22 protein-coding genes are annotated in these 23,714 nt (G+C 37.4%); 15 read left to right on the top strand and 7 right to left on the bottom strand.

The genetic code is table 11. From position 1 onward, the window contains the following. Positions 1-4: 4 nt before the first annotated feature. Positions 5-160, bottom strand: coding sequence for a YqaE/Pmp3 family membrane protein (locus tag ACXAGS_RS13255; RefSeq protein ID WP_010518549.1), 156 nt, complete (start codon positions 158-160; stop codon positions 5-7). 137 nt (positions 161-297) lie between these two features. Between ACXAGS_RS13255 and ACXAGS_RS13250 the strand changes: the two genes are divergently transcribed. From ACXAGS_RS13250 to ACXAGS_RS13210, 9 genes are all read left to right on the top strand, one after another. Continuing rightward, the gene (locus ACXAGS_RS13250) at positions 298-1,260 is read left to right on the top strand and encodes a helix-turn-helix transcriptional regulator (RefSeq protein ID WP_474907396.1); all 963 of its coding nucleotides are present in this window, start codon (positions 298-300) and stop codon (positions 1,258-1,260) included. Between the two features lie 92 nt (positions 1,261-1,352). Continuing rightward, positions 1,353-1,898 carry a TlpA family protein disulfide reductase gene (locus ACXAGS_RS13245; RefSeq protein WP_474907394.1) on the top strand — a complete coding sequence of 182 codons (546 nt, stop codon included), beginning with the start codon at positions 1,353-1,355 and terminating at the stop codon, positions 1,896-1,898. Between the two features lie 57 nt (positions 1,899-1,955). Further along, positions 1,956-3,647: a lysine--tRNA ligase gene (gene lysS / locus ACXAGS_RS13240; protein WP_474907393.1), complete on the top strand. Its 1,692-nt coding sequence runs from the start codon at positions 1,956-1,958 to the stop codon at positions 3,645-3,647. 184 nt (positions 3,648-3,831) lie between these two features. Beyond that, positions 3,832-4,665: an AraC family transcriptional regulator gene (locus ACXAGS_RS13235; RefSeq protein WP_474907391.1), complete on the top strand. Its 834-nt coding sequence runs from the start codon at positions 3,832-3,834 to the stop codon at positions 4,663-4,665. Positions 4,666-4,792: 127 nt separating this feature from the next. Further along, the gene (locus ACXAGS_RS13230) at positions 4,793-7,516 is read left to right on the top strand and encodes a PSD1 and planctomycete cytochrome C domain-containing protein (RefSeq protein WP_474907389.1); all 2,724 of its coding nucleotides are present in this window, start codon (positions 4,793-4,795) and stop codon (positions 7,514-7,516) included. Positions 7,517-7,526: 10 nt separating this feature from the next. Continuing rightward, positions 7,527-9,047, top strand: coding sequence for a DUF1501 domain-containing protein (locus ACXAGS_RS13225; protein WP_474907387.1), 1,521 nt, complete (start codon positions 7,527-7,529; stop codon positions 9,045-9,047). A gap of 24 nt (positions 9,048-9,071) precedes the next feature. Further along, positions 9,072-9,956 (top strand): sugar phosphate isomerase/epimerase family protein, encoded by an 885-nt coding sequence (locus ACXAGS_RS13220; protein WP_474907385.1) that lies wholly within the window; start codon positions 9,072-9,074, stop codon positions 9,954-9,956. Between the two features lie 16 nt (positions 9,957-9,972). Next, positions 9,973-11,352, top strand: coding sequence for a c-type cytochrome domain-containing protein (locus ACXAGS_RS13215; RefSeq protein ID WP_474907383.1), 1,380 nt, complete (start codon positions 9,973-9,975; stop codon positions 11,350-11,352). 59 nt (positions 11,353-11,411) lie between these two features. Continuing rightward, on the top strand, positions 11,412-12,842 hold the full coding sequence (locus ACXAGS_RS13210; RefSeq protein ID WP_474907381.1) for an SLC13 family permease: 1,431 nt from the start codon (positions 11,412-11,414) through the stop codon (positions 12,840-12,842). Between the two features lie 54 nt (positions 12,843-12,896). Here ACXAGS_RS13210 and ACXAGS_RS13205 read toward each other — a convergent pair whose 3' ends face one another. Beyond that, positions 12,897-13,634 (bottom strand): Two component regulator three Y domain protein, encoded by a 738-nt coding sequence (locus ACXAGS_RS13205; RefSeq protein WP_474907379.1) that lies wholly within the window; start codon positions 13,632-13,634, stop codon positions 12,897-12,899. Positions 13,635-13,857: 223 nt separating this feature from the next. After that, a complete protein-coding gene (locus ACXAGS_RS13200; protein ID WP_474907377.1) occupies positions 13,858-14,580 on the bottom strand; it encodes a hypothetical protein in 723 nt (240 codons plus the stop codon). A gap of 266 nt (positions 14,581-14,846) precedes the next feature. On the opposite strand from ACXAGS_RS13200, the gene ACXAGS_RS13195 reads away from it, so the two are divergent. The 5 genes from ACXAGS_RS13195 to ACXAGS_RS13175 all read left to right on the top strand — a co-directional run bounded on the left by ACXAGS_RS13195 (position 14,847) and on the right by ACXAGS_RS13175 (position 19,750). Beyond that, on the top strand, positions 14,847-17,348 hold the full coding sequence (locus ACXAGS_RS13195; RefSeq protein WP_474907375.1) for a zinc-dependent metalloprotease: 2,502 nt from the start codon (positions 14,847-14,849) through the stop codon (positions 17,346-17,348). Between the two features lie 156 nt (positions 17,349-17,504). Beyond that, positions 17,505-17,696, top strand: a complete 192-nt coding sequence (locus tag ACXAGS_RS13190) for a hypothetical protein (RefSeq protein ID WP_474907373.1) — start codon at positions 17,505-17,507, stop codon at positions 17,694-17,696. A gap of 89 nt (positions 17,697-17,785) precedes the next feature. Continuing rightward, positions 17,786-18,238 (top strand): hypothetical protein, encoded by a 453-nt coding sequence (locus ACXAGS_RS13185; RefSeq protein WP_474907371.1) that lies wholly within the window; start codon positions 17,786-17,788, stop codon positions 18,236-18,238. 167 nt (positions 18,239-18,405) lie between these two features. Further along, positions 18,406-19,029, top strand: coding sequence for a transcriptional regulator (locus ACXAGS_RS13180; protein ID WP_474907369.1), 624 nt, complete (start codon positions 18,406-18,408; stop codon positions 19,027-19,029). Beyond that, complete coding sequence (locus ACXAGS_RS13175; protein WP_474907367.1) at positions 19,010-19,750, top strand: DUF3307 domain-containing protein; 741 nt, start codon at positions 19,010-19,012, stop codon at positions 19,748-19,750. Before ACXAGS_RS13180 ends, ACXAGS_RS13175 begins: the two co-directional genes overlap by 20 nt. 234 nt (positions 19,751-19,984) lie before the next feature. Here ACXAGS_RS13175 and hemL read toward each other — a convergent pair whose 3' ends face one another. Genes hemL through ACXAGS_RS13155 form a run of 4 tightly spaced genes read right to left on the bottom strand, consistent with a single transcriptional unit; the run spans position 19,985 to position 23,380 of the window. Further along, positions 19,985-21,265 (bottom strand): glutamate-1-semialdehyde 2,1-aminomutase, encoded by a 1,281-nt coding sequence (gene hemL / locus ACXAGS_RS13170; RefSeq protein ID WP_474907365.1) that lies wholly within the window; start codon positions 21,263-21,265, stop codon positions 19,985-19,987. Positions 21,266-21,282: 17 nt separating this feature from the next. After that, positions 21,283-22,143, bottom strand: coding sequence for a glucosaminidase domain-containing protein (locus ACXAGS_RS13165; RefSeq protein ID WP_474907364.1), 861 nt, complete (start codon positions 22,141-22,143; stop codon positions 21,283-21,285). Then, positions 22,140-23,045 (bottom strand): 1-aminocyclopropane-1-carboxylate deaminase/D-cysteine desulfhydrase, encoded by a 906-nt coding sequence (locus ACXAGS_RS13160; protein WP_474907362.1) that lies wholly within the window; start codon positions 23,043-23,045, stop codon positions 22,140-22,142. The genes ACXAGS_RS13165 and ACXAGS_RS13160 overlap by 4 nt, the downstream gene beginning before the upstream one ends. A 2-nt stretch (positions 23,046-23,047) precedes the next feature. Continuing rightward, a complete protein-coding gene (locus ACXAGS_RS13155; protein ID WP_474907360.1) occupies positions 23,048-23,380 on the bottom strand; it encodes a hypothetical protein in 333 nt (110 codons plus the stop codon). A 169-nt stretch (positions 23,381-23,549) separates the two neighbouring features. Here ACXAGS_RS13155 and ACXAGS_RS13150 point away from each other — a divergent pair, with 169 nt between their 5' ends. Further along, positions 23,550-23,711 (top strand): DUF5522 domain-containing protein, encoded by a 162-nt coding sequence (locus ACXAGS_RS13150; protein WP_474907358.1) that lies wholly within the window; start codon positions 23,550-23,552, stop codon positions 23,709-23,711. Positions 23,712-23,714 lie beyond the last annotated feature (3 nt).

The following is a 23,714-nucleotide window of genomic DNA, read 5'->3' as shown; positions in this document are numbered from 1 at the left end:
TTATTTAGTTTGGATTATTTAGTATAACCAGCGCCGCGATTACCCCGGGCACCCATCCACAAAAGGTTAATAACAATACAATTAAAAAAGACCCACATCCTTTGCCAATTACGGCTAATGGCGGAAATAAAATGGCCAATAATACTCTAATTAAACTCATGATTTATTTTGATTGATGTACCTATTGGACGTATTTTAGGGTTCTTTGTTACAAAAATAGTTAGGGTGCGCCAATTTCTACTTCTTTTTTTGCTTTTACCGTCTATTTGCATAGGGCAATATCAGTTTAAAGGTTCTGTGACCGATAGATTTAAAAACAAAAACATATACCTATCGCTTATAAACGATTTAAACAAGACAGAAAGAGTATATCTAGACCAAATTATACAACAAACCACAACGGATAGCTTAGGTGATTTTGAGTTTAGTGGCAACCAACTCCCTAAGTACAATAGTCTTTTACGCTTACATATAGATACTTGTAATGACACTGTTGGCAACAAACATTTTATGCAAGCCTGCGAAGACACCAAATCAATTTTATTTTTAGCAAAAAATAAGGACAGTCTACACTTTCCGATGTCTGATTTTGGTGAAGCCTTTTGCAGCATAGAAGGTACCAATCCAATAGCAAAAGGGTTTCTGGATTTTGAGGCATTGAAAAATGAGTTTATACATGATTTTTCGGGCAAAGAGACTTCTGCTGAAAAGCAATTAAAACTTAACCAGTGGTTTACCAAATTTCATGAATTTGCCCAGGCACAAAACGAACCGCTTTTAGATGCTTATATCTTATTTTATTTGGGTGACCCAACTGCAGAAACCTATGATGCTTACAAGAGTTTTTTAAAAGAAAATCAAACTAAAAAACCGCTATTTAAAACAGCCAAACCCACCACTTTAGACTCCAATTTTAATAAGCAAATCAATCAAAAATTGGCTTCACTTGGCTTGGTAGCCGCAGATACTTACACCACACTTAATGTTTTTTGGATTGTTCTAAGTATAGTTGGGGGGCTATTGGTTGTATTTATTTTATATCGCAGAACTAAAAGAACTTCATCTAGGGCTTACCTAACAGCAATACTAACCCCACAAGAACTTAAAATTGCTAAGGCAATGGCAGCTAAAAAAAGTAATAAAGAAATTGCCAAAGATTTTTTTATAAGCTTAAGCACCGTAAAAACCCACATAAACAACATCTATAAAAAACTGGGTATTACAGACCGAGAAATGCTAAGCAAATACCTGTCTGATTAAATTTCAACCGGGGGTCTAGACCCTATCTCAACCCCTTAAAGCTTCAAACAAAAAGGATTTAGAGTGATTTTGGCCTAAAAATCCAAAACATCATGAAAAATCTATTTTTTACAAGTCTTACGCTCTTTTTTATCATCAACCTAAACGCCCAAACCGAATTACGATTCAAAAGCGGAACACCATTCTTGTTGGGAAAAATAACCCAAGAGCATTTAGAAGCAGCACCGTATAAAAACTGGTTTACACCTAATTTTAAAAAAGCTAGCATAGACCAATCCCTTATTCCGCAAATAGCAGAAAAAATTACCCATAAAAAAATCTTGCTATTCATGGGTACTTGGTGTGGGGATAGTAAAAGAGAAGTACCAAAAATTTTGAAATTACTACAACAACTCAATTTTCCAAAAAACCAATTAGAACTAATAGCAGTAGACGGCAGAAAAGAATTTTATAAGACGAGCCCTGATGGTAAAGCAACCGTTTACAACCTTAAAAGAGTCCCCACTTTAATTGTAATAGAAAACAAACAAGAATTGAACCGCATTGTAGAAACACCTATTTTATCTTGGGAAGCAGACCTATTAGCCATTATAAGTCACCAAAAATATGTTCCTAACCACACAACAAACAGATTATAATATGTTCATGATATTAAAGCGCAAAAGTGTAATTTTGCGCTTTAATTTTTTTAGCCCATGCAACTGTCAGAGCAAGAATTAGTACGTAGAGAAAAATTAGGCAAACTTAGAGCATTAGGCATTGACCCCTATCCTGCCGCCCTATACCCAGTAGACCACACCTCTAAACAGGTTAAGGAAAACTATCAAGAGGGTAAAAAAGTGGTTATTTCCGGACGTCTAATGAGTAGAAGAATTCAAGGAAAAGCTTCTTTTGCAGAATTACAAGACAGTGCTGGAAGAATTCAAGTATATTTTAACCGTGATGAAATTTGTCCGGGCGAAGATAAAAACCTGTATAATGAAGTTTACAAAAAACTGCTAGATATAGGTGATATTATTGGTGTTGAGGGGGAGTTGTTTACCACCCAAGTTGGTGAAAAAACTGTAATGGTCAAAAATTTCACCTTATTAAGCAAAGCCTTAAGACCTTTACCTTTACCAAAAGCCGATGCAGAAGGCAATGTATATGATGAGTTTAACGACCCCGAAATGCGTTACCGCCAGAGGTACGTAGATTTAGTGGTAAACCCAAAGGTTAAAGAGACCTTTATCAAAAGAACAAAAATTACCAATAGTATACGTGAATTTTATAATGCAAAAGGGTATCTAGAGGTAGAGACCCCAATTTTACAACCCATTCCAGGTGGTGCAGCGGCAAGACCGTTTTTAACGCATCATAACGCATTAAATATTCCACTATACCTAAGAATTGCTAACGAATTATACCTAAAACGATTGATTGTTGGTGGTTTTGATGGTGTTTACGAGTTTGCTAAGGATTTTAGAAACGAAGGAATGGACCGCACCCATAATCCGGAATTTACGGTAATGGAATTATACGTTGCCTACAAGGATTACAATTGGATGATGGATACCACCGAGCAATTGTTAGAAAAAATTGCTTTAGATGCCAACGGGAGTACAAAAGTAACCGTTGGTGAAAACCAAATTGAATTTAAGGCTCCTTATGCGCGTGTTCCTATTTTAGATGCTATTAAAGAACACACGGGTATAGATGTTTCTGGAATGGACGAGGCCAAGCTTAGAGAAACTGCTAAAAATCTAGGCTTGGAAGTGGATGATACCATGGGCGTTGGTAAATTAATTGATGAGATTTTTGGTGAAAAATGCGAGCATCATTACATACAACCTACATTTATTACAGACTACCCAAAAGAAATGAGCCCGCTTACTAAAGCACATAGAAGTAAACCTGGATTAACAGAACGTTTTGAGCTTATGGTAAATGGTAAAGAATTAGCCAATGCGTATTCTGAGTTGAATGATCCTATTGACCAAAGAGAACGTTTTGAGGACCAATTGAAGCTTTCTGAAAAAGGTGACGATGAGGCTATGTTTATTGACCAAGACTTCTTACGTGCTTTAGAGTACGGTATGCCACCTACATCTGGTATAGGTATAGGCATAGACCGTTTGGTCATGTTAATGACCAATAATTCTTCTATACAAGAAGTTCTTTTCTTTCCGCAAATGCGACCAGAAAAGAAAAAAGTAGAACTTACTGACGAGGAGAAAGCTATTATAGACATTCTTAAACCAAAGGGAGAAATGCCATTGGCAGACCTAAGGGCTGCTGCTGGTTTAAGCGGCAAAAAATGGGATAAGAGCACTAAAAACCTATCTAAGTTAGGCCAAATTAAGGTAGAAAAAACAGCTGAAGCACTTTTAGCCAAGTACACTGGCTAAAAGATTCACCACTTAGTATTACATAAGAAAAGGACAGCAATGCTGTACTTTTCTTTTTGGTCTACATTATATAACTTAGTTTAACAAAAAAATGTCTAGTTACGACTAAGGCCAACTGCTAATACCCTATTTTAAATTGATAAATACCAAAAAAACATCCAACCATGGTTTTCTAGGGCAAAAAATGATAGTTCTTCCAAAACCTATACAAAAAGAACTAAAAGAGAATCTACTTTCCAAAAGCTTTTATATTACGGATATTGGCTACTATCCAAAAGCTCATGGCCATTATGTACATAGAAAAAAAGGCGCTGAGGAATACATATTAATATATTGTACAGACGGTTTTGGCTCAATAGAATATAAGAATTACAAAACACAATTAAGCGCTAACACGTTTTGCGTTTTGCCAAAAAATGTGGCGCATATTTATGAAGCGGATTCAAAAAAACCTTGGAGCATATATTGGATGCATTTTAATGGCGATTTAGCCCTAGGTATTTTTAGAAAGTTTCAAAATTTATCTTGTAAAAATCCAGTAGCAGCCTACACAGAAGATAGAATTGGCCAATTTAATCAGGTATATACGTTAATTAAAAATGAACATGCCCTATCCTATTTGGAATATGCCAATCTTTTAGGACTCAATTTTATTTCCTCTTTATTGTATGCAGATATTGAAAAGAATAATCCTGTATTCTCTAATACCCTCGTGGAAAAAATTAAAGGTTATTTAAGCCAAAACCTAGACAAAACGTTAAAGACAAAAGATATTGCTGAACGTTTTAATTATTCCAATAGCTATGTACTAAATACGTTTAAAAAACAAACGGGTTATTCGCTAATTCAATTTTTTAATCTAAAAAAAACACAAAAAGCCTGCGAATATCTAAAATTCACTGATTTAAGCATTAAAGAAATCAGTTTTAAATTAGGATTCCAAGATCCATTTTATTTCACCCGACTTTTCAAAAAAAATATAGGCTGCTCTCCTTTAGCTTACAGAAAAGCGAACTAAAAACTTTAAAGTGTATTATCCATACTTATAGTAATATAGTCCAGTTTTATAAATAAGTATCCTATTAATTTTAAATCAGTTTAGATATAGTGATTCTAACACTGATTAAATTGATAATACTACATAATTGAAAACTATAAACTATATTTTTTATCTAATTCTATTTACATTTTTAAGCCTTGCGTGTAAACCTGAGAAGCGTGTAGATTTTAGCACCCAAATAAAACCCATCCTCAATAAAAGATGTATCTCGTGCCATGGCGGCGTCAAAAAAAGTGGAGGGTTTAGCGTATTATTCCAGGAAGAGGCTTTTGCAGCTACAGAATCTGGAAAACCGGCCATCATTAAAGGCAATGCGTCGGCAAGTGAATTTATAAAAAGGTTGCATTCTGATGATCCTGAGCTTCGCATGCCCTATGAAGCAAAAAAATTACCCGAAGAAGAAATCGAATTGTTGACCAAATGGATAGACCAAGGTGCTGAATGGGGCGAACATTGGGCATATTCACTTCCTGAAAAAGTTACGGTACCTTCTATTACATCGGAGGCCAGTTTTGTTCCCGAGGATGCGTCCGATTTTATCAAAAATGACATCGACCATTTCATTTTGGCCAAATTAAACGATAAAGAAATTACTCCCAATGGTTCGGCTCCCAAGAACGTTATTGCCAGAAGGGCGGCTCTTGATATTATCGGCCTACCTCCGTCAGAGAAAGAATTGCAGGATTTTGAAGCCGGTATCATTTCATACGAATCCTTAATAGATTCTTTATTGAACGATTCTGCATACGGGGAAAAATGGGCGACTTGGTGGTTAGATTTGGCCCGATATGCCGACTCCAAAGGGTATGAAAAAGACCGAGGAAGAGAAATATGGAAGTATCGTGATTGGGTCATTGATGCTTTAAATCAAGACATGCCCTATGATCAATTTACCATTGAGCAACTTGCGGGAGACCTCTTACCAGACCCCTCTGTTGATCAACTAATTGCCACTGCTTTCCACAGAAACACCATGAATAATGATGAAGGCGGTACGGACGATGAGGAATTTAGGGTAGCCGCGGTTATGGACCGTATCAACACTACTTTTTCTGTTTGGCAGAGCACCACCATGGAGTGCGTTCAGTGCCACAGCCACCCCTACGACCCCTTTGTGCATAAGGAGTATTATAACCTAATGGCATTTTTTAATAATACCAGGGACGAGGATGTTCCTAATGAATCTCCTGTTCTAAAAATGTACACACCGGAACAGCAAGAAAAAGTGAATAAGGTAGTTGATTGGATTGCTAATTATGGCGATAAAGCTAGAGTCAAAAAAATAAAGGATTTTTTACAGTTTACAGAACCCGTTTACAAATCGCATTTCTTTAAGGAGTTCAAAAACAGTGTATATGATGACCATGCCTCGGTAGTTTATTGGGATTACGGCAGCACCATTATCGAAAATGCCTATACGGAAGAAGCTAGTTTTGTATATCTAAATTACCGCTCCCACTACAATGGTACTAAAATAACCATTAGAAAAGGAGACGCCAACGGCCCTATACTGGGTCAGTTTACGATCAACAAAGCTAAAAACAACACCACTTCCCGATTTCCTATTAAACGGATATCCGAAAAAACGAATATCTATATTGAAACACAAAACAATTCGGTTGCCAAAGAAGTAAATATCCTAAACCTCTATTGGGTGGGTTTTATTCCTGATATACCAGGAAAAAATGAACCTGGGTGGAACAACATTAATTCAGACTTCCTAGAACTCTTGAACACAAACCCGCTTACCGTTCCCATTATGGCCGAAAACCCGGAGTATATGAAGCGAACGACGCAGTTGTTCGACCGAGGAAGTTGGCTTACCAAGACCGATACCGTGAAACCCGGTGTACCGGCTAGTTTAAATGCCTGGAACAATGATTGGCCTGATGACCGATTGGGTCTTTCCAAATGGATGGTAGACAAAAAGAATCCGCTAACGGCCCGTACTTTGGTGAACCGCGTATGGCATCAAATTTATGGCCGGGGAATTGTATCTACGGTAGAAGATATTGGCTCGCAATCCGAACCTCCCTCCCATCCGGAACTTTTAGATTGGCTCTCCCTCCGGTTTATGAACGAAATGAACTGGAGCCTTAAAGCACTTATAAAAGAAATCGTTATGTCCGGAACGTACCGCCAAAGTTCTGAAAGCAGTCCGAAAATGTATCAAATAGACCCGGAAAACGAATTTTACGCGCGTGGACCTAGAATTCGTTTAGGGGCGGAACAAATTAGAGACCAAGCTTTGGCCGTAGCTGGAATTTTAAGTAATAAAATGTACGGTCCAGGGGTTATGCCACCACAACCTGATGGCGTTTGGCAGACCGTTTACAATGGTGCTAAATGGGTAGAAAGCAAAGGCGAAGACCGTTACAGAAGAGGGGTTTACACCTATTTAAAACGAACAAGCCCCTACCCTTCTTTTCTGACCTTTGATGCAGGCTCACGAGAAGTCTGTACCATTAGAAGAACGGTAACCAATACACCTTTACAAGCACTGGTTACGCTTAACGACCCCGTGTATTTAGAGGCTTCTTACCATTTGGCAAAAAATAGTTTTAATGTTGCCGATATTGAAAAAAGTATTGGCGCAGCGTACGAAAAAGCAACCCTTTCCAAAATAGAAGCTCAAAAACTAAATGCCCTTGTGGAGCTTTATGAAAGTTCTCTCACAGCGTTTAAAAAGGACCCTACGGCGCACGAACTCTTTTTACATTTTGAGGAACAACCAAGCCCAGAACTGAGTGCCCTTACCGTTGTGGCCAATGCCATTATGAATTTGGATGAATTTTTAACCAAAGCCTAAAACTAGAAAAGTGAAACACCATACCGATATCGTAAACAGATTATTACGGGAAAAGCTCGAAAGAGAAACCCAAGCCAAGACCAGAAGGCACTTTATCAAAAGTTGCGCCCAAGGCATGGGTGGTTTGGCCTTGAGTTCTATTTTTATGGGTTGTGATCCGCTGCAAAAACCAAAAGCAATTGCCCAAAGCAGTTTCACGGAAAGGGATTTGAATCCACTTGCTACCTTGGCTCCGCATTACGGACCTAAAGTAAAATCGGTAATCTACTTGCACATGGCCGGGGCACCTTCGCAACTGGAAATGTTCGATTACAAACCGCAACTTCAGAAATACCACGGACAAGATTGTCCGCAATCCTTATTGGAAGGTAAAAAGTTCGCTTTTATCAAGGGAACGCCCAAGCTAATGGGGCCTCAAGCCGAATTTAAACAAGAAGGCGAATCAGGTAACTGGGTGTCCAACTTTCTACCGCATTTTAAAAAGGTAGTTGATGAAGTAGCATTTTTAAAAGCGGTGCATACAGATCAGTTCAATCACGGTCCCGCACAATTGTTCATGCATACGGGTAGTCCAAGACTGGGCAGGCCTAGCATTGGCGCTTGGGCAACATACGGTTTGGGTTCAGAGAATCAAAATCTACCCGGTTTTGTGGTGTTAACCTCAGGTGGAAACACCCCGGATGCCGGTAAAAGTGTTTGGGGAAGCGGCTTTCTACCCTCCGTTTATCAAGGCGTGCAATGTCGCTCTAAAGGCGACCCAGTGCTTTATATTGATGACCCGGACGGAATTTCCCGAAACCTAAAGAAAAGCGCTATTGATGCCATTAATAAAATCAATAAAGAGGAATACGCAAAATACGCTGACCCTGAAATTTTAGCGCGTATTAATCAATATGAAATGGCCTACCGCATGCAGATTGCGGTTCCAGAGGTCATGAACATTAACAACGAACCCGAGCAAATTAAACAAATGTACGGCGTGGAGCCCGGAAAAGAATCGTTTGCTAATAACTGTTTACTGGCCAGAAAATTGGTTGAAGATGGAGTACGCTTTGTACAATTATTCGATTGGGGATGGGATACCCACGGAAACGTACGTGAAGGTTCTATTGATTTGGGATTGCGCAACAAATGTCGTGAAATTGACCGCCCTATGACGGCTTTAATAATGGATTTAAAGCAACGAGGTCTTTTAGAAGACACCCTTATTGTTTGGGGAGGCGAATTTGGTCGTACGCCAATGCAGGAGAACAGAGGTAACAAAGAAATGGCCTACAAAGGTAGAGACCACCACGGTGATGCTTTTACGATGTGGATGGCCGGCGGAGGCATTAAAAAAGGTGCTTCGCACGGTGCTACGGACGATATTGGGTTTTCTGGAATAGAAGGCAGGGTCTCCGTGCACGATGTACATGCCACCATTCTACATTTACTCGGTTTTAACCATGAAGAATTTACTTTTGATTTTCAAGGCAGACCCTTTAGATTGACCGATGTAGAGGGCAAAATTATTAAAGAAATACTGGCATAGACCAATAAGCAAACCAACCAAAACATGATACTTAAAAAGATTTTGACAGCTTTTGCACTCTCGTTTTTTACCCTTTTGGGTATGGCACAGTCCACAAAAAAAGTACTTTTTTTTCAAACGGATTGGGGTCGTTCCATTTCTTGGGATGCCTTTTGCGAAAAAACCAAAGCTTCTGGTTATGACGGACTGGAAACTTGGTTTCCTAAGAACGAAAAAGACCAAAAAGAGTTGAAATCCGCTTTAGAAAAACATGGTCTGCAGGTTGGTTTTCTAAACGGCACCAATAAGTCCATATCATTCAAAGAAAGTTTAGCGACTTACACTAAAAACTTCGAAAAAATCGCGGCTTGGAAACCTGCCTACATCAATTGCCATACGGGCAACGATTTTTATTCCTTTGAACAGAACAAGGCTTTTATTGAAGCTGCAAACGAAGCCGCAAAAAAATATAATATACCCGTATACCACGAAACTCATAGAGGTAGATTTAGTTTTAATTTGGTAGATACCAAGAAATACTTAAAAGCCATCCCTGAACTAAAATTGAATCTTGATATTAGTCACTGGATGGTGGTGCACGAATCCCTATTGAATACCCAAGAAGACGAACTTGAGGATGTGATGAAAAGAACCCATCACATTCATGCCAGAGTTGGCCATGCAGAAGGACCCCAAGTTAGTGACCCACAAGCCCCGGAATGGAAAAAAGCAGTGGATAGACATCTAGATATTTGGGAGAAAATAATCCGAAGTAAATGGAAAAATCAAGATACTTTTACGGTAACAACCGAATTTGGACCGCCAAACTATATGCCCACTTTGCCCTATTCCCATTTACCGGTTACGGACCAATGGAAGGCAAATGTGTACATGATGCAAGCCCTAAAACAACGTTTAAATTTGGAGTAGTTTGTATATGGAAATGATGCAACAATTACTCGGGCGCTTGCACCCCTTAATCGTACACCTACCCATTGGGTTTATTATTTTGGCGCTGCTTCTGCAATGGTATGACCGAAAAGCGAATGAATGGTCAAAAATTATTTCTCTCGTTTATTTCTGGGCAGGCATTTCGGCAGTAATGGCTTGTATTTCTGGCTATTTGCAATACCAAAGCGAAGGATATTCCTATGACTCCGTAAAATGGCATTTATGGTCCGGGATTATAACCGCTGTTTTTTGTTTCGCAATGTACCTAAAACTCGCCCCGAAGAAAGCAGCAAATTTTTTGGCCAAGGCACCCATTTCTATTTTAAGTGTTGTGGCCTTTATTTTGATTTCCTTTACTGGGCACCATGGCGGTAACATTACCCATGGCGAAGAATATCTGGTAGAACCCTTGCCTAACGCGGTAAAATCTATGTTAGGCTATGAGGTGATTGAAGAAAAAGAATTGGCACTCACCGAAGAAAACTGGGAAAAAGCCCTCGTTTACGAGGAAGTGATTCAACCTATTTTAAGCAGTAAATGCGTTAGCTGCCACAATCCCAAAAAAGACAAAGGTGGCTTGCTGTTGCATTCCAAGGAAGGTATTCTAAAAGGTGGAGATAACGGAGATGTTTTGGCATCGCATAGCGAAGAGAGCGAACTGTACGCCCGTATGGTATTGCCCATGGAAGATGATGACCATATGCCACCAGAAGGCAAAAAACAACCTACCAAGGAAGAAATTAAATTGATAGCCGCTTGGATGGATGCTGGGCATCCGTTTGAAGGAACCGTAAAAGAAAGTGGGTTAAAAAAGGACCTTTTCACCTCCTTTTTTCCTAGTAAAAGCTATAAAGGCCATCCGAAAATAGAAGTTCTTGAAGCAGCGCAAGACAGTATTCAGAGCATTGAAAAATTCGGAATTTATGTTGATCCTATCAGCGAGTCTACCCATTTTTTAAGCGTATCCTGCATCAACAAACCTGATTTTAAGGATGAAGATTTTGAAAAATTAATCCCCATTAGACAACAGATCGCCCAACTCGATTTAGGAGGAACACAAGTAACGGATGCCATCTTTGAAAAGTTGGTACAACTCCCTAATCTTTCCACCCTAAAACTAGACAATACTTCACTAACAGGCAATGGTATAGTGGCTTTAAAAAATTTAGAACACCTGCATATCATCAACTTATCCGGTAGTAGTTTTGACCAACCAACGGATATTTTTAACTCCTTTAAAACTTTGGAAAAAGTTTATCTATTTGAAACGAAAGTGGATAAGAACGGAACGAAATCTTTAAAAGATGGACAAATCGTCTTGGACTACGGAGGATACGAGTTACCTACCATTCCTTCGGATTCTATCATCTATTAAAAATCAGGCTTTTATAAGAAAGAGAAAAAAACTAGTTTAGGGGACTTATACCACCAACTATGGATTTAAGTAAACGATTAGGACTTATCATAGCGCCTTTACTATTTTTAGCCGTACTCCTTTTACCTTTTGATTTAGTGAACCCTAAAGGTGATGCCGTAATAGCGGTTGCTCTTTGGATGCTTGTTTGGTGGATAACCGAGGCTACCTCAATTTCAGTGACCGCCCTACTGCCTTTGCTTCTTTTTCCATTACTGGATATTTTACCTATAGCAGAAGTTGGGGCCAACTATGGCAGTCCAATTGTATTTCTATTTTTTGGGGGTTTTGTAATGGCTCTTGCTTTAGAAAAAGTGAATTTGCACAGACGTATAGCTCTTAATATTATACGAATAACCGGAACAACGCCCAACAAAGTTGTCCTAGGCTTTATGATTGCAACTGCCACTTTAAGCATGTGGATTAGTAACACCGCGAGTACCGTAGTAATGCTACCCATAGCACTGTCCGTAATTAATTTATTAATTCATGATGCGGACGGTTTTACCAAAAAGGATAAGAATTTTGCGCTTAGCGTTATGTTGGGCATCGCTTTTTCTGCCAATGCCGGCGGCGTTGCAACGGTAATAGGAACACCTCCTAATTCTGTTATGATAGGCTTGTTAGAAAACGAATATAACATTCAAATATCTTTTCTAAAATGGATGATTATGGGTTTACCGTTTTCCATAATCATGATAGGTATTACCTATATGGTCCTGGTGAAATTAATGTTTCCAACAAGGGGGCTTTCTTTTAATGCGTCTACCTCAGTAATCCAAAACGAACTGAACAAACTTGGCCCCATGTCTGGAAAGGAAAAACAAGTACTAATTATCTTTGGAATCACTGTGTTTTTATGGATATTCCGAACCTTGATTAATTCAATTTTTCCAAATTTGGGTTTATCGGATACCATGATAAGTATTTTTGCTGCCTTGGCTTTGTTCGCTATACCCTACAATACCAAAAAAGCAGATTTTATTATTCAATGGCAAGACACCTCTAAATTAGCATGGGGTATCTTAATACTATTTGGGGGAGGATTGGCTTTAGCTAAAGGCATGTCTGTGAGCGGAATTGTAGACTTGGTTGCCAACTATATTGCAACTAGCGACATTAGCATTCTACTAATGGCCTCCTTTTTAATATTATTAATGCTTTTTATGACAGAGGTGATGAGCAATGTGGCTTTAGTTGCTGTTTTGGCTCCCGTAGTTGCAGGTATTGCCATAGGTTTAGAGATTCCTGTTTTACATTTGTTAATACCCGTAACTATTGCCAGTAGTTGTGCGTTTATGTTACCTATGGCTACTCCACCTAACGCAATTGTATTTGCAAGTGGTCACGTAAAAGTTTCTCAGATGGCTAAAGTTGGGGTGTTGCTAAACTTAATAGCGGTAGGCTTATTAATCCTAGTTTTTCAGTTTGTGGTGCCTATTCTATTTTAATAAAAAAAGCTCTGGACAACCAGAGCCTTCATATACCTAATTCAAATCTATTCTTTATTTAAAGTCAGAAAACTTAAGTTTTGCAGCTCCAGTTTCTGTCTTTGAAAAATCTATTTTCTTAAAGCCATTTTTTTCTATGGCCACATCGGTTAAAATAATTTGTTGACTAGCAAGTGTTTTTAGATTATTTAAATCATCAAAACTGTTATTGGCTAGGTAGAGTCCTTTAAGATTCTTTAGTTGTTCCATACCTAAAGGCATTTTCCCTTCTAACTTATTGTTAGTTAAAACCAAATTTTCCAATTGTTTCAATTCAGTCAAAGACTTTGGAAGTTCACCGCTTAGTTGGTTGTTGGCCAAATTAAATTCCTTTAAACTTTTTAATCTATTAATAGTTGACGGGATTTTACCTTTAAAACGATTACCACTTAAATCCGCAACCATAAGATGATCAAACTTTCTTAACTCTACCGGAATTCTACCTTCTAGTTTATTGTTGGACAAATCCAACACTTTCAAATTTCTTAAGTTACCAATTGTTAGCGGTAAATTACCCACAAGATTATTGTTAGAAAGTTCTAGACCTACAACCTTGCCGTCCTCTACCGTAACTCCGTACCAAGTACGAACTGGTTTTGTTTGATCCCATTTGTGAGTCCAATTTTCCCCGTTAGTTTTAGCTTTTAATTCTAGTAATGCAATAATTTCTCTATTACTTACTTCCTGTGCGTTTAAGCTACCCATAGTGGCAACTAAACTTGTAAAAACTAAAAGGTACTTTGCGAATTTCATGGTATAAAGATTTGGTAAAACAAATTTGAGATAGAAGTAAAGACTGCACAAAAAAAAGTGGTCAATCCATTTCTATTTGTTGTCAAAATAGTAAAAATCCCAAGTGGTTAGATAAAAGGGTCTTTTTTTTCGATGAACTACAATAAAAAAGCCCAATTCAATAATTGGGCTTTTTCAACTAACTAACTCAAAATTTGATAAAATGAAACACCTTATCTTTTCTTTATTTTGCGAATGCATTAAAATTAACAGGCAATAAAGATTGATCTGTATGTACGCTCTCCATATCCTTAATATCTATATAATTTACATTCTGTAACACGTTACCCACGCTGTAGGGGTCAAAATTTTCTGGCAAATAATCAGCGGTTTCGAAACCCAGTTCCTCTTCGTCCAAAGATTCTATTTCTATGTAATTAACACTGCTGATATCAAAATAAAAGCTATATGGATTAAAACCTTCTGGCAAATGCTTTTTGGAGTCAAAATCTATCTCCTCTTCTATTTCAGTGTAACTAACACTCATAATATTTGCTGGCGCCGCATAGGCATCAAAGTTAGAAGGCAAGTAGTCCTTTGTGTCAAATCCCAAGTCATTCTCCTCCTCTATTTCTTCATATACTACGTCCTTTAAATTTGCATAGTATTTGTAAGGGTCAAAGTTTTCCGGAAGATAATCTTTAGTATTAAAATCTAATTCTTCCAAGTCCTCTAGGTCTATATATTCAATATCCTCTACGTTTAAATAGGTAGTTTTATCTTCAGCAATTGGCTCAGTATACAAGGTACTTACCACTAAATCTTGATGTTTTTCTTGCAAAGAAGCTAGTTGGTCTTGAACCAAAACCTCATTTTTAAGAATTTCAAAATTTTCTGCTTTCTGTGTCTCTGGCATGGGACTATTTCCTAAAAATAGCGCTCCATAAATCATTACTAATTTGAACATTTTTTGATTGATTTGATGATTGATGTCTTTGCAAATAAGACCGCGGTTTTTGAGTTTTGTTACAGCAATATTTTCGTTTTAACATTTTTTCAATATGTATCTTATCCCAACAATAGTGCAGCATACAAGCCATAATACCAGTAAAAGGCAGGACTCCCAATGGTTAGACAATAAACTTAAAATAATCAGCATTAATATTCTTTTAACACCATTACGAATTAATTTTTAGGTTCTTTGAAAGTATTGACTAATCCAAAGTGACTAAAATGATTCAAAAATTACTTCCAAAAGCATTGCTTTTGGTCTTGTGTATGGGGCTTGTAACCCCTTCCTCAGCACAATTATTTAAAAAAAAGAAGAAAAAAACAGAACAAAATTCTGCTCCTAAACCTAAAAAGGGAGACATTCAACCTTATTCCAAGGTAATTACTAAAGAAGCTAAAACAGATGATGGCTTGTTTAAAGTACATACTTTAGATGACAAGCATTATTACGAAATTCCAGATTCTCTATTTAATAGGGAAATGCTTATGGTAAGTAGAATTTCTAAAACCGCTACCGGAATTGGTTTTGGCGGTGGAAAAATCAACACCCAGGTAATGCGTTGGGAAAAAAAGCCTAAAAAAGTATTATTACGAGTTGTTTCTTATGAAAATTTTGCAGCTGATTCTTTACCTATCCACGAAGCTGTAGTAAACTCCAATTTTGAACCTGTACTTTACTCCTTTGATATTAAAGCTTTTAACAAAAAGGATTCTATAAACCAAGCTACGGTCATAGAGATAGATCCTTTGTTTACCAAAGATGTAAATGCCCTAGGGCTACCGTCCGGTTACAGAAAAAGATACAAGGTAAGTAGACTAGATGGCGACAGAAGCTATATAGAGAGTGTAAAAAGTTATCCGTTAAACATAGAGGCAAGGCACGTTAAAACTTATTTTGCAAGTAGTGCTCCTAGTAACTCTAGCCTTGGTTCTATTTCTTTGGAAATAAACAACTCTATGATTCTTTTACCTAAAGAACCAATGAAACGTAGGTATTTTGATGAAAGAGTTGGTTGGTTTGCCCGCGGACAGGTAGACTATGGCCTAGACGCGCAAAAAAGTAAAACAATTACCTACCTAGACAGATGGCGCTTAGAAGTTAAAGATGAGGACATAGAAAAATTTAAAAAGGGAGAATTGGTAGTACCTAAAAAACAGATTGTTTATTATATAGATAGGGCTACACCAAAAAAATGGATTCCTTTTATAAAACAAGGTATAGAAGATTGGCAAGTAGCTTTTGAAGCCGCTGGTTTTAAAGATGCCATTATTGCCAAAGACCCACCTTCTAAAGAAGAAGACCCAGAATGGAGCCCAGAAGACGTTAGATATTCCGTTGTAAGATATTTAGCTTCACCTATACCCAATGCAAACGGACCACACGTTAGCGACCCTAGAAGTGGAGAAATTTTAGAGTCTGACATCAATTGGTACCACAACGTGATGACATTGTTACGCAATTGGTATTTTGTACAGACTGCCGCAATTAATCCTGAAGCACAATCAACTGAGTTTAAAGACGAAATTATGGGTCGCCTAATTCGTTTTGTTTCCTCACATGAGGTTGGCCACACATTAGGGCTACCCCATAACATGGGTAGTAGTGTTGCCTATCCGGTAGACTCATTACGTTCTGCTTCGTTTACTAAAAAATTCGGCACAGCTCCTTCCATTATGGATTATGCGCGTTTTAATTATATAGCGCAACCGGGTGATGAGGGTGTTGCGCTTATGCCAGATATTGGGGTTTATGACAAATACGCAATTGAATGGGGTTATCGCCCTATATTGGATAAAACTGCTGAAGAAGAAAAACCAGTTTTGAACCAATGGATTTTAGCGCACGACGGAGACCCTTTATATCGTTTTGGGCACCAACAAGTAGGAGATATTCATGACCCAAGTTCCCAAACCGAAGATTTAGGAGATGATGCAGTAAAGGCTAGCCTTTATGGTATTGCAAATCTTAAGCGTATAGTACCAAACCTAATTAAATGGACTACCAAAGAAGGTGAAAATTATGATGAGTTGGAAACCATGTATGGTCAAGTATTAGCACAGTTTAATAGATATACCGGCCATGTTGCCAATAATATTGGTGGTGTATACGAATACCATAAAACAGCGGACCAAGAAGGTGCCGTTTATATTCATGTTCCCAAAGAACATCAAAAAAAATGTATGGACTTTCTGCAGGATGAGTTATTTACGACACCTGAATGGATGCTAGACGAAAACATTATTAGAAGAACACAATATTCTGGAGCTGTTGAACGTATAAGAGCATTACAAGAAAGCAGGCTAAAAACTGTTTTAGGGTTAGGAAAACTTGCCAGAGCTATAGAAAATGAAGCATTAAATGGCAAAGAAGCTTATACTATTACAGCTATAATGTCTGACCTAAGAAAAGGACTTTGGTCAGAAACCAGAACGGGTAAAACGCTAGACACCTATCGTAGAAATTTACAAAAAGCACATATTGATCAGTTGGCATATTTAATGACAGCCGAAAACCAAAGAAAGCTTCCAGATTTTGGAGGTTACCGTAAATCTACTGCTGTAAATACTAGTCAATCAGATATTAGATCGGTAGCTAGGGGTGAATTAAATAACCTTAAAAGGGATATCAGAAATGGTTTGGCAAGAACTAATGACCAAATGTCTAGATATCATTACCAGGATGCTTTGTTCCGTATTGAGCAAATACTAGACCCCGGCAACTAGTCAATTATAAAACTTACACAAAAAGGCCTGTTTTTCTTACAGGTCTTTTTTTTGTCTATAGTTTTTTACACTTCACCTACAGGAAATTGCCATTCACAACAAATTTGAATTTGGAGCAGAACCTTTTATTACTTTAGAAGTCCCAAATTCTTACAAATGAAAGCGTATAAAATTAAAAGCTTACTGTACTTTGCTGGTTTTGTAGCAGCAGCCGTTATGTATTATAATCTTGAACAACAAGATACTTTCCAAGAAACCATAACCACTTCTACCGTAGTTGAAACGCAAATAGAAGATTTACCGCAAGCAGAATTAGATGCCGAAACTTTTGAGAAAGAAGTAGATTAATTTTCTTTAGTTAAAGTATTCCAAATTTAATATTTCGGTTAAACCTTTTATACAATACATCGTCTTAATAGTAAATCAAAACTATTATAATGATGAGGAAGTTAAGAACATTTTTAGTTGCGTTTCTTGTTACAGGAACTTTTGTATTTGCACAACCCAGACATAAAGATGGGAATAAAGAGAAGCGAAAAAACTATACCCCAGAACAAATTGCCACTTTACAAACAAAACGGTTAACCTTAGTGCTAGACCTTTCAGATAAACAGGCTGAACAATTCATGAGTTTGCATTTAGAACAAGCAAAACTTAGGGAACAACAGCATACGTTACGCAAGTCTAGAGAGGAAGAGGACAGAGCAAGTCTAACAGAAGAGGAGCTTTATGCTATGCAAAATGCTAGACTAGACCAAAAAATAGCTTTTCAAAAAGAAGTTAAAAAAATACTATCTGAAGAACAATTTGAAAATTGGAAAAAAATAAGAAGACATCGCGGCGGTAAAAAGCATAAAAAGATGAGAGAAGGCGAACGACATAGTAGATAATGTTTTTTTGTTGATGTTTTATCCCTTGTATTTTTAAGTAAATGCAAGGGATTTTCTTTTTATATAAATTTACTTTTCATATATATCGTCTTTTTAAACGATAATATATTTTTTCGTTTATTTAAACGATATGTAAAAATATCGTATTTTTATACGATATTTATAGTATGAATAATACCATAGCAATTTTAACAGGAGATATCATCAATTCTAGGTCTGTAGCTACTCAAGAATGGTTAATCCAATTAAAAGCTATTCTAAATCTGTACGGGCAAACTCCAAAACAATGGGAAATTTACCGTGGAGATAGTTTTCAATTAGAGATTAAACCGGCAAAAGCATTACAAACCGCTATTCTAATTAAAGCTGCCCTTAAGCAACATAAAAACTTAGACGTTAGAATTTCCATAGGAATTGGACAAAAAGATTATAATGCCGAAAAAATTACGGAATCTAACGGCGATGCCTTTATACGTTCAGGAGAGGCATTCCATAAGATGAAAAAGCAAACTTTAGTTATTAATACAGCAGATCCTGAACAAAACGAAACACTCAACTTAATGCTAAAACTGAGCCTATTAACTATGGATAATTGGCAACCCGCCACTGCACAGACAGTTATGGTGGCGCTAAAAAACCCCTTTGCGCAACAAAAAGATTTAGCTAAAAAATTGGGCAAATCCCAAAGCACAATTAGTGAAGCGCTATTACGAGCCGGATTTGACGAAATAAGTCAGTTACTACAGTATTATGAAAAAAAAATAACCAACAATGATACTTTTACTATTTAAACTATTAGCAGCTCATTTCATAGGAGATTTTGTTTTACAACCCAAAAAATGGGTACTTCATAAAGAAAAATATAAAGTCAAATCCAAATACTTGTACGCCCATATTAGCGTTCATGTTATCTTATTGCTTTTATTTTTAGGGTTAAACCACATTTGGGCCGTGGTTTTTATTGGTATAACACATTTTCTCATAGATTGGGCAAAACTTGCATTTAGTACTCCAAAAAATAACAGTGTGTTATTTGTTATTGATCAATTAGCACACCTCTTGATTATACTTCTAGTTTACTACCTAATAGAACCATTCGCTATATCTTGGTCTAACTATTTTAACGTACAATTTTATCTGTTGTTATTGTTCCTAGTCCTTACCACTTTTGTTTCTGCAATACTTATAAAATTATTTCTTACGCCCTATATAAAACTACTAGACTTAGAAGAAGATAAACCAGAACAACCTACACAGGGAGAACCACTACCAAATGCAGGAATGTATATTGGCGTTTTGGAAAGATTGTTTGTTTTTGGCTTTATTATTGCCAATCAATGGGCAGCTATTGGGCTGCTGATTGCCGCCAAATCTGTCTTCAGGTTTGGGGACTTAAACAAAGGGAACAACAGAAAACTTACAGAATATGTTCTTATAGGAACCCTACTGAGTTTTGGCTTGGCTATTCTATGTGGTCTGGGCTATACTTATTTTATAGTCCAATTGTCCTAAAGAAATATCACAAATGCGATTATTTTCGATAAAAAACACAGACACAAACAAAAACCATAGTTTTTTTGTGGTTTTTCTACAACACCTAATGGAAATAAGGAATTAATTTGCAACGTGTTAACATTAACCACAAATTATTCTGGTAGCACAATTGGGGGTACTACCTTAATAAACTTAAACACAAACGCAAAAGCCTGCTAAAAGCAGGCTTTTCTATTTTATGGTATAAAGTTTTTAAAGCTTACATTTTTCTACCGCCTCTATTGTTTTATCCAAATCCTGATAAGAAATAGCATCGTTTAAAAAATAGCTTTCAAACGCAGAAGGTGGCAAATAGATTCCTTGGTCTAACATGCCATGAAAATACGCTTTAAAATAATCGTTATTCCCTAAGGCAGAAGAAGCAAAATCTGTAACCGGTACCTCACAAAAATGAACTGAAATCATACTACCAAATCTATTTATTTGGTGCGTAATACCTCGTTTTGTCAATACAGACGCTATTCCTTTATGTAGGTATTCCGTTTTATCTGCCAAGCTGGTAAACACTTCTGGTTTTTCGTCTATCTCTGTTAGCATGGCTAAACCTGCACTCATAGCTAAAGGGTTACCACTCAACGTCCCTGCTTGGTATACGGGACCTTCTGGAGCTAAGTGAGCCATAATCTCTGCACGTGCCGCGAAAGCGCCTACAGGCAAACCACCTCCAATAACTTTACCAAACATTACAATATCCGCATCTATACCTAAAGCTTCTTGCGCACCACCAGTTGCCAATCTAAAACCAGTCATTACCTCATCAAACAACAATAAAATACCTTCTTTAGTGCACAGCTCACGCAAGCCATGGATAAATTCGTCCTTAGGAATTATACACCCCATATTCCCCGCTACTGGTTCTAAAATAATGGCTGCGATTTCTCCTTTGTTAGCTGCTACCAACTGTTTTACCCCTGCCAAATCGTTATAATTGGCCAACAAGGTATCTTTTGCGGTTCCTTGGGTAACACCAGGACTGTTTGGACTACCAAAAGTTACCGCTCCACTACCCGCTTGTATTAAAAACGAATCTGAGTGACCATGATAGCACCCAGCAAATTTTATAATCTTATCCCTACCAGTATATCCTCTAGCCAAACGCACCGCACTCATACATGCTTCTGTACCGGAATTAACAAAACGAATCTTGTCAATGTTCGGTACCATTTTTACAGCTAACTGCGCCAATTTGGTTTCAATTTCTGTTGGAATGCCAAAAGAAGTTCCTTTTTTGGCTTTTTCTATAACCGCATTGAGCACCGGTTCATGAGCATGGCCAAATAACAAAGGTCCCCAAGAGGCTATGTAATCTATATATTGATTGTCATCTTCATCTGTTAGGTAAGCACCTTTAGCGTGTTTTATAAAAATAGGTTCTCCGCCTACCGCTTTAAATGCCCTTACGGGGGAATTTACACCGCCTGGAATGTATTTTTTTGCTTCGGTAAATAATGCACTGCTTCTTTGGTAACGCATGTAATTTTGTTTTGCTATTAATTGGCTCTCGCCTTTCTAATATTTAATACTTGCCCAATAGACAAGGTAGTATCTTTAAGGTTATTCAATCGCATTAATTCGTCTACGCTTATAGCATAAGTTCTAGATAATGCATATAGAGTATCGCCTTTAGTTACCACATGGGTAAAAACATCGTACTTTTTAGGTTTTCTAACCGTTTCCAAACCATTTTCTACCACTTCTTCATCATACTGGTGTAAGTTGTATTTGTCTATAAGGTAGATTAATTTGTTTGGGTATTTAGGATCGGTTGCATAACCCGCTTTTTTAAGTCCGTACGCCCATTTTTTATAATCGTCCTTAGCATAATTAAAAAGAAAACGATACCGCGAACGCGATGCTAGAAAAATACTATGGTCCCTAAAACTGAACATGGGGTGATTGTATTTTCTAAAACATTCCCCTTTGGCATCATCATCATGAAAATCGAACTCGCCCTGCCAGCCCGTGTGGCATTTTATCCCAAAATGGTTATTGGTCTTAAGCGTTAATTCACCTTTACCAGACCCACTTTCTAAAATCCCTTGAGCTAAGGTAATACTGGCTGGTATACCAAACGCACGCATCTCGTACTGTGCCATTTCATGAAACTCGGCAATATATTCCGTAGTATTTGCCACGGGGAATTTTTTAAAATAACCTGGGTCTTCTGGTAGTGGGTATAATTCTGATTTATTGAACTTAGTTCCTTCTAACCCATTATTAGGTTTGTAAACACCCCTTTGTGCACTTGTAGTTTTAGCGTTACTAGGTCTGGAAGTAGTCCTTTTTTTCTTAGCACCACAGCTGGCCAAAAGTAACACCACCGTAATTAGGGCAATCCATTTTCTTATCATAAATCCAATACCGGTAATTTTTTCCGTATTAATTGTTGGTTCATCCCTTTTATTCCCTGCAAACCACCCGTATGGATGGCCAAAATTTTTGTGCCTTTAGCAAAATTGCCTTGGCCAATGGCTTGCCATAGTCCAAATAGCATCTTACCCGTATAAATTGGGTCTAAGGGAATCCCCGTGTCTCGTTTAAACTCGTTGATAAACCGTATCAAAGGTTCCGTCACTTTAGCATAACCCCCAAAATGATAGTCGGTTACCAATTGCCACTGTTTATTGGTTGCAAATTTATCAATTTCAGCTTTTAGAAAATCGCCCTTTAGTGCCGGATATGCCAAAACCTGTTGCTTTTCTGTTAAACTATTGATGATACCCGCCACGGTACCTCCTGTTCCCACAGCACAAGCAACCACATCAAAATCCTTGTCTTCTGCTGTTAAAATCTCTTCACAACCCTTTACAGCTAAGGCATTTGTACCGCCTTCTGGAATAAGGTAAAAAGCACCAAATTCTTTTTCTAATTCTGCAAGATACTTGGCTTCGTTTTTAAGACGATATACCTCCCGGGTAACAAATAAAAATTGCATACCATAAGATGCGGCTTGCACCAAAGTAGGATTGTCCTCCCATTTTTCTTTTAATTCTTCGCCCCTAATAACCCCAACAGCTTTTAATCCTACCTCTTTTGCTGCACAAGCGGTTGCTACGATATGATTGCTGTAAGCCCCACCAAAAGTAAGTACCGTTTGTTGGCTTTGGGCCAAAGCTGCCTTAATGTTGTATTTGAGTTTTCTAAACTTGTTGCCACTAATAATGGGGTGTAGCAAGTCTTCTCGCTTTACCCAAAGAGCTACTTGCTGTTGTTCTAAAAGTGGATGTTGTATTTGCTGATTGTAAGAAGACAAGTTTACGGACGAAAAAGAAAATTGATAAAGCTATAGGGTTTTCGTCTTGCAAGATACCCTAAATCGTTCTCTTTTGCATAAGCTTCGCGCTCAAAACTAATATTTTGGTAAGCGCGGTAACTATCTAAATACAACACTGTTCTTAACAGCCATTCCATGACATACCAGAGGTAAAAAAAGAGAACCAAAAGTTCCTTTTGTTGCCGTAAATGAATACGTTCATGATTAATTAAAACCGTGTCTTCTTTGTAACTATCTTCTTTAACTATAATGAAGGGCCAAAGCGTAAGACCTACATAGTTTTTTCTAAAAAAGTGTCGAAATACCAATATCATTACAGCAAAAATTCAGACTACGTTTCACCTAATCCATTCAAATATAATTTTTAATTATCAATGAAATCATTTTCCCGGTTTAACAACGGCTTAATTTCGATAAATGCGTTAAAACATTTTAAAAACTGAAAATCCCCAGTTAATTTTGAATTAAAGCAAGTTACTATCCATGCGTAAAATACTACCTTTAGAAGAAGGTGATTTTTATTTGAGTCCAGAAGGTTATAAGGTGTTTACAGCACAATACCACCTTAAAAGAGGTTATTGTTGCGAAAGTGGTTGTAGGCATTGCCCTTACGGCTATAATAAAAAGACCAACAAGCAAGAGTAGCTC

This window comes from Croceivirga sp. ABH4_376 (genome assembly GCF_056160685.1).
This window is presented reverse-complemented; position numbering and strand designations above follow the sequence as displayed.